The 14,306-nt window shown below is 61.3% G+C and carries 14 protein-coding genes and 1 riboswitch; of the genes, 1 reads left to right on the forward strand and 13 read right to left on the reverse strand.

Annotation, left to right across the window (positions count from 1 at the left end):
- Window positions 1-80: 80 nt before the first annotated feature.
- The 6 genes from cobF to cbiE are packed head-to-tail and all read right to left on the reverse strand — an operon-like array spanning window position 81 to window position 5,212.
- Window positions 81-818 carry a precorrin-6A synthase (deacetylating) gene (gene cobF, locus GOV90_RS13110; RefSeq protein ID WP_171091024.1) on the reverse strand — a complete coding sequence of 246 codons (738 nt, stop codon included), beginning with the start codon at window positions 816-818 and terminating at the stop codon, window positions 81-83.
- Window positions 811-1,539, reverse strand: a complete 729-nt coding sequence (gene cobA / locus GOV90_RS13115; RefSeq protein WP_171091021.1) for a uroporphyrinogen-III C-methyltransferase — start codon at window positions 1,537-1,539, stop codon at window positions 811-813. The genes cobF and cobA overlap by 8 nt, the downstream gene beginning before the upstream one ends.
- Window positions 1,536-2,858: a cobyrinate a,c-diamide synthase gene (locus tag GOV90_RS13120; RefSeq protein WP_171091019.1), complete on the reverse strand. Its 1,323-nt coding sequence runs from the start codon at window positions 2,856-2,858 to the stop codon at window positions 1,536-1,538. Before GOV90_RS13120 ends, cobA begins: the two co-directional genes overlap by 4 nt.
- Window positions 2,845-3,639: a precorrin-4 C(11)-methyltransferase gene (gene cobM / locus GOV90_RS13125; RefSeq protein ID WP_171091017.1), complete on the reverse strand. Its 795-nt coding sequence runs from the start codon at window positions 3,637-3,639 to the stop codon at window positions 2,845-2,847. The genes GOV90_RS13120 and cobM overlap by 14 nt, the downstream gene beginning before the upstream one ends.
- Entirely contained in the window at window positions 3,636-4,016 is a 381-nt protein-coding gene (locus GOV90_RS13130; RefSeq protein WP_171091015.1) for a cobalamin biosynthesis protein, read from the reverse strand. The genes cobM and GOV90_RS13130 overlap by 4 nt, the downstream gene beginning before the upstream one ends.
- Window positions 4,013-5,212, reverse strand: coding sequence for a precorrin-6y C5,15-methyltransferase (decarboxylating) subunit CbiE (gene cbiE, locus GOV90_RS13135; protein ID WP_171105968.1), 1,200 nt, complete (start codon window positions 5,210-5,212; stop codon window positions 4,013-4,015). The genes GOV90_RS13130 and cbiE overlap by 4 nt, the downstream gene beginning before the upstream one ends.
- On the opposite strand from cbiE, the gene GOV90_RS13140 reads away from it, so the two are divergent.
- Window positions 5,211-5,957, forward strand: coding sequence for a cobalt-precorrin-6A reductase (locus GOV90_RS13140; RefSeq protein WP_171091011.1), 747 nt, complete (start codon window positions 5,211-5,213; stop codon window positions 5,955-5,957). The two genes, cbiE and GOV90_RS13140, sit on opposite strands and share 2 nt — an antisense overlap.
- On the opposite strand, the gene cobJ is transcribed toward GOV90_RS13140, so the two are convergent.
- The 7 genes from cobJ to GOV90_RS13175 are packed head-to-tail and all read right to left on the reverse strand — an operon-like array spanning window position 5,948 to window position 13,909.
- Entirely contained in the window at window positions 5,948-6,712 is a 765-nt protein-coding gene (gene cobJ / locus GOV90_RS13145; RefSeq protein ID WP_171091009.1) for a precorrin-3B C(17)-methyltransferase, read from the reverse strand. The genes GOV90_RS13140 and cobJ overlap by 10 nt on opposite strands.
- Complete coding sequence (locus GOV90_RS13150; protein ID WP_171091007.1) at window positions 6,709-7,437, reverse strand: precorrin-2 C(20)-methyltransferase; 729 nt, start codon at window positions 7,435-7,437, stop codon at window positions 6,709-6,711. The genes cobJ and GOV90_RS13150 overlap by 4 nt, the downstream gene beginning before the upstream one ends.
- Entirely contained in the window at window positions 7,434-8,063 is a 630-nt protein-coding gene (locus tag GOV90_RS13155) for a precorrin-8X methylmutase (protein WP_171091005.1), read from the reverse strand. Before GOV90_RS13155 ends, GOV90_RS13150 begins: the two co-directional genes overlap by 4 nt.
- Window positions 8,063-9,184, reverse strand: coding sequence for a cobalamin biosynthesis protein CobG (locus tag GOV90_RS13160; protein ID WP_171091003.1), 1,122 nt, complete (start codon window positions 9,182-9,184; stop codon window positions 8,063-8,065). Before GOV90_RS13160 ends, GOV90_RS13155 begins: the two co-directional genes overlap by 1 nt.
- A complete protein-coding gene (gene cobN, locus GOV90_RS13165; protein ID WP_171172858.1) occupies window positions 9,181-12,474 on the reverse strand; it encodes a cobaltochelatase subunit CobN in 3,294 nt (1,097 codons plus the stop codon). The genes GOV90_RS13160 and cobN overlap by 4 nt, the downstream gene beginning before the upstream one ends.
- Before the next feature lie 3 nt (window positions 12,475-12,477).
- Window positions 12,478-13,533 carry a cobalamin biosynthesis protein CobW gene (gene cobW, locus GOV90_RS13170; RefSeq protein ID WP_171090999.1) on the reverse strand — a complete coding sequence of 352 codons (1,056 nt, stop codon included), beginning with the start codon at window positions 13,531-13,533 and terminating at the stop codon, window positions 12,478-12,480.
- Between the two features lies 1 nt (window position 13,534).
- Window positions 13,535-13,909, reverse strand: a complete 375-nt coding sequence (locus tag GOV90_RS13175) for a DUF1636 domain-containing protein (RefSeq protein WP_171090997.1) — start codon at window positions 13,907-13,909, stop codon at window positions 13,535-13,537.
- Between the two features lie 93 nt (window positions 13,910-14,002).
- A riboswitch (cobalamin riboswitch) is annotated at window positions 14,003-14,220 on the reverse strand.
- Window positions 14,221-14,306: the final 86 nt, after the last annotated feature.

Consider the following 14,306-nt stretch of genomic DNA (forward strand, 5'->3'; position numbering starts at 1 on the left):
CGATAGAATGCTGAAACTTATGTGCCAGACTTAGGCGCGCTGCGCGGTCACAAACGCGTGTTCATCGCGTGTAACTAACCTCAGCGCTTCTTCAGCACATAGATGTCCATGATCCAGCCATGATCTGCTCGTGCTTTGGCACGCGTATCCAGGATCTGTTGGGCAACCTGATCCAGCGGACCGTTGATCAGCAGCTCTTCTTTCATACCCACATACGCGCCCCACCAGATGTCGAATTCCGCCATCTCAAGGGATTGAAACGAGCATTCTCCATCTAACATAACCGCTACTTTTGAGCCGGTTGCGGGCCACCCTTCATCTCGAATGCGGCGGCCTGTTGTGACGACATATGGCGCACCCAGATCATTAATCGGGATCGCATGGGCCGCCGTCAGCGCTTGCAATGCGGTAATGCCGGGGATCACTTTCGTGTTGGGTTTGGGGTCCAGCCGTGCAGCGATGCGCAGTGAGCTGTCGTAGAGCGACGGGTCCCCCCAAATCAGCAAGGCCACATGTTGTGCCGTTGGGTGGGTATCCATAGCCTCTTGCCAGCGCAGGGCAATGGCATCGTGCCATTCGTCAACTCCGCGCAAATAGCCATCGTCCGCGCGGCGTTTGGGGATATCGAAGTAAGCGATCTGAGGCGTGGTATCGGTGACTTCGGCAATGATTTCCTCGCGTAGCCCAGCCAGATCGGCTTTATTCTCTCCCTTTCGCGGGATCAGAATCAGATCCGCCACCCGGATCGCCTGCGCCCCTTGAAAGGTCACATGATCGGGGTTTCCCGTGCCGATGCCGATCAGGCTCAAGTCAATCATCTTCGAACTCCGCCAGCGGGCCATACAGGATCAACGCCGGAGCTTTGCCAATCTCGGACTTCAACTGATCCGCCAACGCGCCGATGGTAGCGCGCCGGAGCTTTTGATCCGGGGTCGACACGGATTCAGCCATCAACGCCGGAGTGTCCAGTGGCAGGCCATGGGCGTTCAACGCTTCAACCAGCAATGGGAAGGTGCGCTTGCCCATGAACACAACGGTGGTCGCTTGAGAATCCGCCAAAGCAGTTAGGTTCAGATCGTCCGGAAGTTCACCGCTGACGTCATGGCCGGTGACAAATTGCACCCGCCGCGCGGTCAACCGGCGCGTCAATGGAATGCCTGCCGCCGCTGCTGCTGCGATGGCAGAGGGGATGCCGGGAATGATTTCATAAGCGATTCCAGCTTCACGCAGGGCCACAAGCTCTTCTTCCAGACGTCCGAACATGCCGCCATCGCCGGACTTCAGCCGCACAACGTGCTGGCCGGTTTGGGCATAATCTACCAACAACCGGCTGACATGGTCCTGTTTGGGCGAGGGGCGACCAGCCCGCTTGCCGACACCCACAAGATCCGCATCCTCACGCGCGTGGCTCAAAATGGGCCCGCTGCTTAGATCGTCGAACAGAATGGCATCCGCTTTTTGCATCCGGTCCACGGCCTTCAGTGTCAGCAGTTCCGGATCACCGGGACCCGAGCCGATGAAAGAGACAAAGCCACTCATGCCGAGGCCTCTGCGATCAGGTGAAAGAATGTGCCGGTGACATTGCCGCGCACCGAGCCCGTCTGCGGGCCTTCTGCGCCTTCGGCATCAAACACACGCGCAAGCGGGGCATCAGGTTGGTCCACAATCGAAGAATAGTGAAATTCGTGCCCGCGCAGTGCAGCGCCTGCAGCAAAACCGGGCATGGGCGCAATAAGCTCGGCCTTGCGATATCCAAGGTTGAACTTGCGCTTTTGATAAGATGTCACCAGTCCCAGCAAACCTGCCATTTCATGCTGCACGCCATCCTTGTCGATCAGCGCTGTCCCAAGCGCCATATAGCCCCCGCATTCCCCATGAACCGGCTTGGTCTCGGCATGTTTGCGCAGACCCGTCAGGAATGTGTTCGCTGCCGCCAGCGTTCCGGCGTGCAACTCAGGGTATCCACCGGGCAGCCAAATCAGATCGGCATTCGTCGCCGGGGCTTCATTTGCCAGTGGCGAGAAAGGCAGGATTTCGGCCCCAGCCGCGCGCCAGCCTTCCAGCAGGTGCGGATAGGTGAACGAAAAGGCCGCATCCCGAGCCAGAGCAATCCGCTGAGCAGGAGGGCGCGGCAGCGCGGCTGACGATGGCCCGCCGGGGCCTGTGGAAGCCGCCCGCTTGATCGCCTCAAGATCAACATGTTCGCGCAGAAACGCCGCATAGCCAACGATTGCGCTTTCCAGATCCGGATGCTCAACGGCCTGGATCAGACCCAAATGCCGTTCGGGTAGGGTCAGGTCACCCCGGCGCGGCAACACGCCCAGCACCGGCAATCCTGCGCGTTCCATGCCCAGTCGGGTCAAACGCTCGTGCCGGGGGCTGGCGCAGCGGTTCAGGATCACTCCGGCAAAGGGCAGATCGGGGTTGTACATCTTGAACCCCAACGCCGTGGCTGCCGCCGATTGCGCTTGACCGCCGACGTCCAGAACCAGAACCACAGGCCACCCCATGCGCGCAGCGGTTTCAGCACTTGACCCGTGGCCCAGTTCTCCGGGTTTGGCGACACCATCGAACAGCCCCATCGAACCTTCGGCCACAACGATATCCGCGCCCTCGGCCTGCGCTGAAATCGCGCTCAGAAAAGGATCGCCCATCGCCCAGCTGTCCAGGTTGAACGAGGCACGGCCCGCTGCCGCCCGATGGAACGCAGGATCAATGTAATCCGGCCCGCTTTTGAACGGTTGCACGGTCAGACCATCCTCAGCCAGCGCCCGCAACAGGCCCAGCATCACCGTTGTCTTGCCGGTGCCCGACGACGGGGCCGAGATCAGAACGCCTGGGGGATTAGTCATCGCCATGGCTCCAGCTGGACCACGGGCTATCCGCGCTTTGAGGGCGGTAGCGGCGGTCATAGGTCTTGGAATACAGGCAGCTTTCGTCAAAGCCTTCGCCCGCCAGCGCCGGGCCGACCATGATCAATGCAGTGCGTGAGATTTTCTCGTCCAGCGCGTCTTTGAGTGTTTCCAACGTGGCTCGAATGATCTGCTCGTCCGGCCAGCTGGCGCGGTAAACTACGGCTACCGGGCAATCTGCTCCATAGGCTGGTGTCAGATCGGCGATCACCTTGTCCAGATTGCCGATCGACAAGTGAATGGCCAGCGTCGCCCCTGTGCGCGCGAAGTTTTCCAGCGTCTCGCCTTCGGGCATCGAGGATGCTCGTCCCGGCGTCCGGGTCAGCACCACGGATTGCGCCAGACCCGGCAACGTCAGCTCCGTACCCAGCGCAGCAGCGGCAGCGGCAAACGACGGCACGCCCGGTGTGACGCTGACCGGGATGCCCATCTCTTTCAGGCGGCGGATTTGCTCACCCATAGCCGACCAGACCGACAGATCACCCGAATGCAGGCGCGCCACATCCTGACCCACTTTATGGGCCGCGTCGATCTCGGCCATGATCTGATCCAGATCCATGGGCGCGGTGTTGATGATCTTTGCGCCCTCGGGACAGTGGCTCAGGATCTCTTCGGGCACCAGTGAACCAGCATAAAGGCACACGGGGCAGGATGCGATGATATCGCGCCCGCGCAGCGTCAACAGGTCGGCAGCGCCCGGTCCGGCGCCGATGAAATGAACGGTCATGTTTGTCCTCCGATGGCTATGGCGCAGGTCGCCAGCCGGTCGTCTGAAATCTGTCTGGGTGAGAGCAGCCGCGCGCCCAAGCCAAATAGCTTTTCGGCGGCGGCCAATGCGGATGCTTCGGCCACGCTTCCGGTGCCATAGGTGGCACGGCTGCGGGTCGAGCAGGTGAGTGTGCGTTGCCCGGCCAAATCGGCTGCGGCAATGAAATGCACGGGCAGAGACACCTCTTCTGCAAAAGATGTCAGTGCTGAATGGCCTTCCTTGTCGGTTACAGTCGCCAAGGCTGCCACATCATGGTTCGCAGTCGCCGCGTTAAATGCTTCACGCAAGCTATCTTCTGTTGCAGCAGAGGAGAAACCGAGGCCAGCAACGATCATAGCGTTACGCTCCACTGCACCACCGGATAGGCGGATTTCCAGCCGCGCCTCTGTCCCAGCGGGGCGGAATGTGCCAGTTCTATCCGAAGCAGGTCACCGCCCAAGTCTTCGTGCCAACGTGCCAGCAGGGCCTCGCTTTCCAATGTGACAGCGTTGGCTACAAGGCGCGTGCCTTTGGGAAGCGCATCGCGCAGCCACGCCAGCAGATTGGCGCTCAATCCTCCGCCGATGAAAACGACATCCGGCAGGTCGACACCGGACAGCGCTTCTGGTGCGGTTCCGTGTACTACATTCAATCGATCTTGCCCCAACGTATCTGCATTTCGGCGGATTCGCTCAGCCCGGTCGGCACGGGGCTCAATACACGTCGCGGAAAGGGTCGGATCACACATCAGCCATTCGATGCTTATTGAACCTGTGCCGCCACCGATATCCCACAGATGTTCGCCCCGTTGCGGGGCAAGCGCTGAGAGGGTCAGCGCTCGGATGGGACGTTTGGTGATCTGCCCGTCGGTTTCAAAGATGTCATCGGGTTTGCCAGACGCTTTGGACAGCGCAGGACCTGCGCCGGTGACGTCCAGGCCAACGCAGACGGGGTGGTCGAACGTGCCAAGAAGGGCCTCGGTCAGTGTGACGGTTTGAGAGTTTTCGCGCGGGCCGCCCAAAGCCTGCATCACGTGCAGGGAAGAATCTGCAAAACCGGTTTCAGTCAGGTATGTTGCCAGTTCCGCCACAGCCTTTCCGTCGCGCAACAACAGAATCGCGCGCAGACCCGGGGCCAGATGGGGGCGCAGCCGGGTCAGCGGCGCGGCGTGCAGGCCAAAGGTCAAAGTGCTTTCCAAGGGCCAGCCGAGCCGGGCAGCGGCCAGCGAAAAGGTGGATTGGCCGGGCAGGGCGGTCCATTCACCGGCATCGAAGTTGCGCGCAATGACAGACCCCGCGCCAAACCAGAACGGATCGCCCGAGGCCAGAACTACAGTTTGCTTTCCACGCAGCCCTTGCAGGATCGGCAAACCATCCGAGAAGGGCACCGGCCATTCAATGCGTTCCGCCCCGGTTTCGGGCAGCAGTGACAGGTGGCGTGGTGGCCCCATGATCACTTCGGCCCGGTCCAGCACTTGACGGCTTGTTGGCGACAGGCCATCAAGCCCATCTTCGCCCAGCCCCAGAACTGTCAGCCACGGAGCATCAGACATGACCAACCTCCTGATCCCCAATGTGCTGATCCTTGGCGGCACGACCGAGGCCAACGCCTTGGCTAAAACCTTTTCGGAACAACGGATTACGGCTGCCTATTCCTACGCGGGACGAGTGGAAGCGCCACGCCCGCAGCCTTTGCCAGTACGTGTTGGCGGTTACGGCGGGTCGGAAGGTCTGGCAGATTACATCCGCGACAACGCCATCACTCATGTCGTGGACGCAACCCATCCGTTTGCGGCCCAGATGAGCCGGAATGCGATCGAGGCGTGTCGGGCAACGCAGACGCCCCTGGCCGCGCTGACCCGCGCGGCGTGGACGCCGCAGACCGGCGATAACTGGCATCACGTCCCTGACATCGCGGCGGCTGTCGATGCACTGTCCGGGGACGCACAGCGGGTTTTCCTGGCCGTTGGCCGTATGCATCTTGAGGATTTTGCAGCCCAGCCCCAGCACAATTTTCTGCTGCGTCTGGTGGATGACCCCGACAGCTTGCCCCTGCCGAATGCCGAAGTTGTCGTTGCCAGAGGGCCCTTTACCGAAGCCGACGATCGCGCGCTGATGCAGCGCCATGGGACGCAGCTTGTTGTCTCCAAGAACGCAGGAGGCACCGGTGCGCGGGCCAAGCTGGACGCGGCGCGCGCATTGGGCCTGCCTGTGCTGATGATCGACCGCCCGGTTCTGCCACAACGGACCGAGCTTACGACTGTCGCACAGGTTCTGGACTGGCTTTCTCATCCCTGATCCTTATCAGGGGTGAAGCGTGGGGTGTAGACGATTGGTGCGCCTTTGCGCTCGATCACGCGGGTGCGGGACGAACCCACAATGACCACTGTCTGCATATCCGCCATCTCGGGTGTGGCTTCGGCAAGCGTCGAAATCCGGATCGCCTCGTCCGCCCGCGAAACCGCGCGTGCGAACATAATCAGGCGCTCTGGCTCACATTCGTCACGCAGGATTTCGAGTGTTTTTACAAACCCTTCCGGGCGAGACTTTGAGCGCGGGTTGTAGAAGGCCATTGAGAAATCCGCCTGTGCCGCCAGACGCAGACGCTTTTCGATTAGTGACCACGGTTTCAGATTGTCGCTGAGGTTTATGGCACAGAAATCATGTCCCATGGGCGCGCCTGCTCGCGCAGATGCGGCCAGCATCGCGGTGATACCCGGCAGTACATCGATCTGAAGATCGCGCCATTCAGAAGGGCCGCTCTCCAGCGCCTCAAAGACGGCTGCGGCCATGGCAAACACACCGGGGTCGCCCGAGGATACGACAACAACTTTCTTGCCCTCAGCTGCCATTTGCAACGCATGTTGCGAGCGGTCGATTTCGACCCGGTTATCACTTGCGTGCAAGGTCAGGCCGGGGCGTTCGGCCACACGGGCCACGTACGGGATGTAACCTACCACATCGGTGGCCTCTGCCAGCGCCGCAGTGACTTCTGGTGTCACCAGTGCCTCATCACCCGGTCCCAACCCTGCAATCTTGACCCAACCGCTCATGGCCGCCGTCCCTGGCCATGCACCACGATGATCGAGAAATACGGGGTGATCTTTTCGCAAGCCTCCGACAGTTTTGTCACCGTCTGGTTCGGCATTTGCGCGTATTCGACGATCCACGCCCGGTCATAAAGACCTGAGGTTTTCAAAGCCCGCTTCACCTTGTCGATGTTCCGCCCGATCTTCATCACAACCAGCGCATCGGTTTGCGCCATACGCTCGGCCAGAGTGTCTTCGGGCAAGGTGCCAACCAGCACGGTCAACACGTCATCACCCCATGTGATCGGGTCACCTGTCGCGGTCCACGCACCAGACATGCCGGTGATTGCGGGCACAACCTCCACCGGAGCTTCGTTGCGCAACCGGTTATAAAGATGCATGAACGAGCCATAGAAGAACGGATCGCCCTCGCACAGAACCACAACGTCTTCGCCCTGTTCGGACAGTGTTTTCAGATGAGCGGTGCAGTCTTCATAGAAGGCGGCGAGCAACTCATTGTAACGCGGGTCCGTGACGGGGATCTCGGTGGTTACGGGGTATTCCATCGGAAATTCCACCGCACCTTCAGGGATCATTCCGTTGACGATCTTGCGGGCCTGACCGCTGCGGCCTGGCTTACGGAAGAAAGCCACGTGCTTGGCGTTACGCAACAGGCGATCCGCCCGGACGCTCATCAGGTCCGGGTCGCCTGGGCCAAGGCCCACGCCATATATGGTGCCCATGCTCATTCTGCCCGGCTTGCGATGGCGTTGACGGCTGCCACGGTGATGGCGCTGCCGCCCAGACGACCTTTGACAATGCAGGACGGCACCGGTTGTGCCTCCCACAGCGCATCCTTGGATTCTACCGCGCCGACAAAGCCCACGGGGCAGCCAATGATCGCGGCGGGGCGCGGGCAATCAGGGTCTTCCAACATGTTCAGAAGGTGAAACAGGGCGGTTGGCGCGTTACCGATGGCGACCAATGCACCGTCCAGATGCGGACGCCACAGTTCCAGCGCGGCAGCAGAGCGGGTGTTGCTCATCTCGGCGGCCAAAGGGCGCACGCGTTCATCGTGCAGGGTGCAGATCACTTCGTTATCGGCGGGCAGCCGGAAGCGGGTCACACCTTCGCTGACCATACGCGCATCACACAGGATCGGTGCACCGTTTTCCAAGGCCGTGCGGGCAGCCGTCACAAAACCAGGCGAGAAATGGACGAACTCTTCCAGCCCGACCATGCCCGCGGCGTGGATCATGCGGACGGCGACCTGCTCTTCATCGGCATCAAAACGGGCCAGATCAGCCTCGGACCGGATGGTGGCAAAGCTTTCCTTGTAGATCGCCGCGCCATCGGTTTCGTATGTGTAGGGCATCAGGTGAAGTCCATAGTCATGAGTGTTTCGGGGTCGAGCCCGCGCTGGCAGGGCTCATCCCCTGCGCGGCCCTGTTTTACAAGATCAAATCGTCCGTTTGCGCCCACCAAAGTGATGTCGGCAGGCCCCATCCGGGCACAGCCCTTGGCACAGCCCGAGACATGCAGTCGTCCGGGTATGCGCGCAGCCAAGGCGCGGGCGATGTCGCGGGTTTCCACCTGCGCCTGTGGGCAGAACGGTGCGCCGGGGCAGGCGTCGGTGGTCATCAGCGGGTCAGAGGCGTCCGTGACAAACTCTGTTGCGGGTATCGCCGCCCCGCCTTCCAGTAAGATCAGCCGCCACGGCGTGACACGCAGGGCAGTCGCGCCGCTGTCGTCAATTAGGTCATAAAGCTTGCGCGCAGGCAGCGATCCAAAAGCCGCGCCATAAAGCGCGCCCAGATCACATGGGCCGGGTTGCAGATTTGCGCCAAGGGGGCCGGGCACATGTCCTTGCCATTCCTGCGGCAACGCGTCGATGACCCGCGCCATGCGGCGAGTTTCGGACGTGTATGTCGTTGAAAACCACATGGCTAACGCGATCACATGATCAATGGCGTCGGCCTCGGTCACGGGCCGCCCGGTTTCGCAGCCATCGGCGCGCAGGATTAGGCCGTCAACGCCCGTTTCCAGACGAATATCCGCTGAATCCGCGTTCAAAAGCCGCGTGGGTCCGGTGTCGACGGCAAAGCCGAACTTGGCGGGAAGGGCAGGCAACTCTGCCAACCGGTCGATCAGTTCCTGGGTGAGGCGCGCAGTCAAATCACCAGCCTGATACAGCGGTGTGACCAGAATATTGCGTCGCACCTCGATGCCGGGTTCCGCATCCAGAAGGTTTAGCGCTGCAAGCTCCTTAAGCAGCGGCTGATGGTCATAGTCCTCCACGCCCCGCAATTGAAGATTGGCACGGTTGGTCAAGTCGATCGACCCGTTGCCAAACCGATCTGCAAGGTCGCACAGACCCAATGCCTGATCAGCTGTCAGACGCGCCAGCCGGGGCCGGACCCGCACGACCAACCCGTCGCCGGACATCATCGGACGATGGGCACCGGGGCACCAACCCTGCACGATAGGAGCGCTCATGTCAGGCCCTCCAGATCCGCCCGGATCGAGTTTCGACGGGTGTTCCAAAGCCCGGCCTCCAGCAACGCGCGGAACCGGTCCTGCATTGCTTGATGGGCCAGGGGATTAGCCTCTTGCAGGAAGGCGTCCACTTCTTCGTTGCCCAAAGTGGCATCGTGGTAAAGATCGAAAAGATGTGGTGCGACCGTCCCGGACAGATGGGCGAAGGATGCCATGTGATCAAGCGTCGCCGCGATTTCAGCCGCGCCCCGGAATCCATGCCGCTGCATCCCTGCGATCCAGTTGGGATTTGCGGCGCGGGCGTGAACGACACGGCTGATCTCTTCCGGCAGGGTTCGGGCGCGGGGGTTTTCGGGGTTTGTGTTGTCCAGATGGTAAAGCTGCACGCTACCTCCGGTGATTTTCTTGGCTGCCGCAAATCCGGCCTCATGCGTAGCGTAGTCATTGGCCAGCAGCAGATCGGTCTCGGTCAGATCCTGCAGGTGAACAAAGCTGTCAGCATTGGCCACGCGCTGGGTGATACCGTCTTTGTCCTGTGCGATGTGTTCGCCTTCCAGCGCGAAAGAACTGGCTTCCAGCCAAGCCTCACCCGCCTGGGCGCGCGCTTCGTCGGTGTAGACTTCGGACAATTGGGTCATGTTGACGCCATAACTCCCGGGCGCCGGGCCGTAGACGCGGGCCGTAGGGGCCAAGCCTGCATAGGGGTTCCAGTCCGGTGCTTCGTCACGCGCAGACAGAGCACGAACGGCTTGGCCGTATAGCGCCGAAAGGGTCGGGAACACATCCCGGAACAAGCCCGACACGCGCAGAGTGACGTCCAGACGCGGGCGGCTGAGATCGGTAATCGGCAGGACTTCGACGCCCGACACCCGTTCGGAACCCTTGTCCCAAACGGGTTTGACGCCCAGTAGATGCAGCGCCATGGCAAATTCTTCACCCGCGGTGCGCATTGTCGCTGAGCCCCACAGGTCTACAATCAGCCCTTTGGGGTAATCGCCTTCTTCCTGCAGATGACGGCGCACAAGTTCTTCAGCCAGTTTGACGCCCTGCGCATATGCTGCGCGGGTCGGGACCGAGCGTGGGTCGGTAGTATAAAGGTTCCGCCCTGTCGGCAGCACGTCCGATCGCCCACGATACGGAGAGCCGGATGGACCAGCCTCGATCCGTTTGCCCGCGAGCGCGTCGATCAGAGCACTTCGTTCGGCATGGGCCGAAGCCGTTGGGTCAAAATTGCCTGTCACTTCGGGCACGCGACCAAAGATATGTAGCCCGTCACCGAATTGGCTTTCCTTGATGTCACACACAAAGCGGTCGATCCGGGTGATCGCCTCGGCTGTGCAGGTGGCTTGATCGAGGCCAAGATCGTTTTCCAGCCCGATGGCCTGCGCTTCGTCACGGATATCTTCTTGCAAACGGTCGCGGCGCTTGGGGTCTAACCCGTCTGCGTTCGAGAACTCATCCAGCAGCGACTCCAACCGCACCATTCTGTCCGGTGTCCCGCTTTCCTTCATCGGTGGTGGGATATGGCCCAGGGTGACGGCCCCGACCCGACGCTTGGCCTGCGCGGCTTCGCCGGGGTCGTTGACGATAAAGGGGTAGATCACTGGCAGGTCGCGGATCAGCGCTTCGGGCCAGCAATCGGCAGACAGGGCCACAGATTTGCCGGGCAACCATTCCAGAGTGCCATGCGCACCGATATGGATCAGCGCGTCCGCACCAAGACCTTTGCGCAACCACAGATAAAAGGCGACATAGCTGTGACGGGGCGTGCGCGACAGGTCGTGATAATCGTCATCGCGCAGTTCCGGTGTACCGCGTTCGGGTTGCAACGCGACCAGAGCTTGGCCCCGGCGCAGTGCTGTGAAGTGGAACGCGCCATCTGCAAAGGCCGGATCGTCTTCGCATTTGCCCCAAACCGTTTGAAGGTCGGCTTGCAATTGCTCGGGCAGATCGGTCAGCGCTTGCAAGTACTCGTCCAGCGGCCATGAAATCCGAGCGTCCAACAGTGTTTCAGTAATCGGTTCTGCTGACGCGGTGTCATAGCCTTCGTTCTGGAGATCGGACAGCATCGCCTCGGCGGATGCCAGCGCGTCCAGACCCACCGCATGGGCCATCTGCCAGTCTTTGCCGGGATAGGTCGACAGCACCAACGCCGGGATCTGATCCGCCTTCGGTTTGTCGTTCAGGCGCAGCCAGCCTGACACCCGATCGATAATGGCTTCGATCCGTTCGGCCTCGGCCCGGTGGGCAAAGCGGGAGTATTCCAGATGAGGATCGCGTTTACCCGGTTCCTTGAATGAAGCGATGCCCGCCGAAATCCGCCCGTCTACCTCGGGCAAGACAACATGCATGACAAGGTCGGCAGGTGAGAGACCGCGTTCCGCCTCAGCCCAGGCTTTGCGGCGCGAGGTGGCCAGAGCGACCTGAAACACCGGCACATTGGCGGCATCCAGCGGAGACGTGCCCGACGCGCCTTTGCCCGAAAAGGACGTTGCGTTGATGATGGCAGCGGGGGTCAACGCCCCAAGCGTCTCGCGCAACCAATCGGCAGCAGTTGGCGCTTTGAGCGAAGGCGCGAACAGGCCCACTGCCGCAAATCCGCGCGCACGCAAGCTGCGGATCAGAGCTGCGACTGGGGCAGTGTCGGCCGACGTCAGGTAGGCGCGGTAAAACGTGACGACGATACGTTTTGCGTCGCCTTCGAACGCGGTATCCGTTGGGATTACACCACGATCCGGGCACCATGCGCCGCATTCAGGCAGGGTCTTTGCGCCCATCACCGGCCCGGCATAAAGCCCGGCTGCCAAGGCCATCTGGGCCAATGCCGCTTGCGCCGCGACCTCGCCACCGGTGTCGCACAGATGGGCCAAACGGCGTAGCGTTGAAACGGGCAGGGTGGAATAGTCATCCAGCCGCGTATCTTCGCGCCCATCCGCGGGCAGAATGGCAAGCGCGATACCCTTGGCCTGCGCCAGCGCCAGAACCTGTTGCAAGCCGTAGGACCAGTAAGGCACGCCGCCGATCAGGCGGATCAGAATGCCCTTGGCGCCGTCCAACGTCTGCTCGACATAAGTGTCGACGGACAGAGGGTGTTTGAGAGCGGTCAAATTGGCCAGTCGAAGCGTTGGCATTCGACCCTCGGTTCCGCCGCCACGATGCCAGCCCGCCGCGAAAGCGCCGAGGTCGCTGTCCGAGAAGGACAAAACAACCAGATCCGCCGGGCTTTGGCCCAGATCGGTTGGGGTCTCGGTTTCCTCGAGCCCGTGGCTTTCGCGGAAGACGACGTGCATGGTTTACTCGGCAGCCTCGGTGACGCCCGCGAGGATCGCGTGGATTTCGGCCTCTTTGATGTCGTCATGCTCGGCGATAACAACCAGACGCGAACGGCGCTCTTCCTCTGGTCCCCATGGGCGGTCATATTGGTGACGGACGCGTGTGCCCACAGCCTGAACCAGCAGGCGCATGGGTTTGCCCTGTACTGCCGCATAACCTTTGACCCGCAGGATGTTCAGCTCGGTCGCCAGACGTTCGATCTTGGCGACCAGATCGGCTGGATCGGTTTGTTCCGGCAACTCGACGATGATGCTTTCGAAATCGTCATGTTCGTGATCGTGATGACCGTCGTGGTGCGACGGACGTGCATCCATGTCGTCTTCGGCTGCGGCTTCCAGACCCAGTACAACGCGGACATCCACAACGCCCTCGGCGACTTCGACAACAGGCAGGGGGCGCGGTGCTTCGGAGGCGATGACTTCCTTGGCCTTGGCCACACCTTCGGGTCCTGCAAGATCAGGCTTGGTCAACAGGATGATGTCGGCGCAAGAGATCTGATCCTCAAACACCTCGGACAGGGGCGTTTCGTGATCGATCGAGTCGTCGGCGAGGCGTTGGGCATCGACAGCTTCGACATTCGGGGCAAAGCGACCGGCGGCGACGGCCTCGGCATCGGCCAGAGCGATCACGCCATCGACAGTGATCTTTGAGCGGATATCCGGCCAGTCGAACGCTTTCAGCAGCGGCTTGGGCAGGGCGAGGCCAGAGGTTTCGATCAGGATGTGCTCGGGGCGCGGCTCCAGCGCCATCAGGGCTTCGATGGTTGGGATGAAGTCGTCGGCCACGGTGCAGCAGATGCAACCGTTTGCCAGCTCCATGATGTTTTCCGCAGGGCAATCCGGGATGGCGCAGGATTTCAGGATGTCGCCATCCACGCCCACATCGCCAAACTCGTTGACGACAACAGCCAGACGTTTGCCCTGCGGGTTCTGCATCAGGTGTTTGACCAGCGTTGTTTTTCCCGAGCCCAGAAAGCCGGTGATCACGGTGACGGGAAGTTTTTCGAGATTCGACATGTCAGGCTCCAATCGGGGGAATGCGCGAAGCGCAGTTTTTGCGGAAATGTTCAGGGCGCTCGCGCCATTTCACCAGGCCATCTTCGGTGGCCAGATACTTGGTTGCGCCGTCGACGATTACATCGACATGGTCCACTTCGTTCAGGTTTTCGTAAACGAAGGTCCAGCGATCGGGGCCACCGCGCAGCACGATAGAACAGCCCTGATCGCAGTTCGAAAGGCATTCGACAGGTTTCAGGGTGATGCCTTCAGGCAGTTCGGCTTGTTCCAAGGCCTGGTGCAGCAATGTGCCGGGGCGTTGCGCATCGTCTTCGATAGGCAGCCCGCGGCGGCAGGTCGTGCAGACCAGCAGCTCGACCGGTGTGGTCTCAGTCATGTCTCTCATCCCCCCAAATCCTCTTCGCGGGGGACGGGGTTTCAAGCGGGCCACGTGTTGCAACATGGACCCGATACCGGAACACCCCGCCCGGTTTCAACTTCGGGTGCTGGCAGGTCTCCCGGCTTGAGGATGTCAGAGGGCCGGTACGTCAGGGTCCTCTGTCGGATGTCCCGCCTTCCCGGCCTAGGCCAGTGGCATTGGGCACCCTCTCCGGTCACGGTCGCGGGGGCGGCTGCGTTTGGCGGAAGATCCGTTGACGCATTCCCTTTTCATCGGCTCTTGCCGACACCAACGAATGGGTCATGCGGCACCGCTGGCCCGCTTGTCAAGCGCGTTGCGCGTAACATCAGGGGGCGGGTGTGAAAAGCGACCTGTGGTTGTCGTTGGGCGGCAT

This window comes from Ruegeria sp. HKCCA5929 (assembly GCF_013034525.1).
Classification (GTDB): domain Bacteria; phylum Pseudomonadota; class Alphaproteobacteria; order Rhodobacterales; family Rhodobacteraceae; genus Ruegeria.

Excerpts from the sequence above, each read along its gene's own strand:
- GOV90_RS13120 (WP_171091019.1), bottom strand. The coding sequence starts at position 2,858 with ATGGCGATGACTAATCCCCCAGGCGTTCTGATCTCGGCCCCGTCGTCG.
- cobF (WP_171091024.1), bottom strand. The coding sequence starts at position 818 with ATGATTGACTTGAGCCTGATCGGCATCGGCACGGGAAACCCCGATCAT.
- GOV90_RS13175 (WP_171090997.1), bottom strand. The coding sequence starts at position 13,909 with ATGACTGAGACCACACCGGTCGAGCTGCTGGTCTGCACGACCTGCCGC.
- GOV90_RS13150 (WP_171091007.1), bottom strand. The coding sequence starts at position 7,437 with ATGAGCATGGGCACCATATATGGCGTGGGCCTTGGCCCAGGCGACCCG.
- GOV90_RS13160 (WP_171091003.1), bottom strand. The coding sequence starts at position 9,184 with ATGAGCGCTCCTATCGTGCAGGGTTGGTGCCCCGGTGCCCATCGTCCG.
- cbiE (WP_171105968.1), bottom strand. The coding sequence starts at position 5,212 with ATGTCTGATGCTCCGTGGCTGACAGTTCTGGGGCTGGGCGAAGATGGG.
- GOV90_RS13130 (WP_171091015.1), bottom strand. The coding sequence starts at position 4,016 with ATGATCGTTGCTGGCCTCGGTTTCTCCTCTGCTGCAACAGAAGATAGC.
- cobW (WP_171090999.1), bottom strand. The coding sequence starts at position 13,533 with ATGTCGAATCTCGAAAAACTTCCCGTCACCGTGATCACCGGCTTTCTG.
- GOV90_RS13140 (WP_171091011.1), top strand. The coding sequence starts at position 5,211 with ATGACCAACCTCCTGATCCCCAATGTGCTGATCCTTGGCGGCACGACC.
- cobM (WP_171091017.1), bottom strand. The coding sequence starts at position 3,639 with ATGACCGTTCATTTCATCGGCGCCGGACCGGGCGCTGCCGACCTGTTG.
- cobN (WP_171172858.1), bottom strand. The coding sequence starts at position 12,474 with ATGCACGTCGTCTTCCGCGAAAGCCACGGGCTCGAGGAAACCGAGACC.
- cobJ (WP_171091009.1), bottom strand. The coding sequence starts at position 6,712 with ATGAGCGGTTGGGTCAAGATTGCAGGGTTGGGACCGGGTGATGAGGCA.
- GOV90_RS13155 (WP_171091005.1), bottom strand. The coding sequence starts at position 8,063 with ATGCCCTACACATACGAAACCGATGGCGCGGCGATCTACAAGGAAAGC.
- cobA (WP_171091021.1), bottom strand. The coding sequence starts at position 1,539 with ATGAGTGGCTTTGTCTCTTTCATCGGCTCGGGTCCCGGTGATCCGGAA.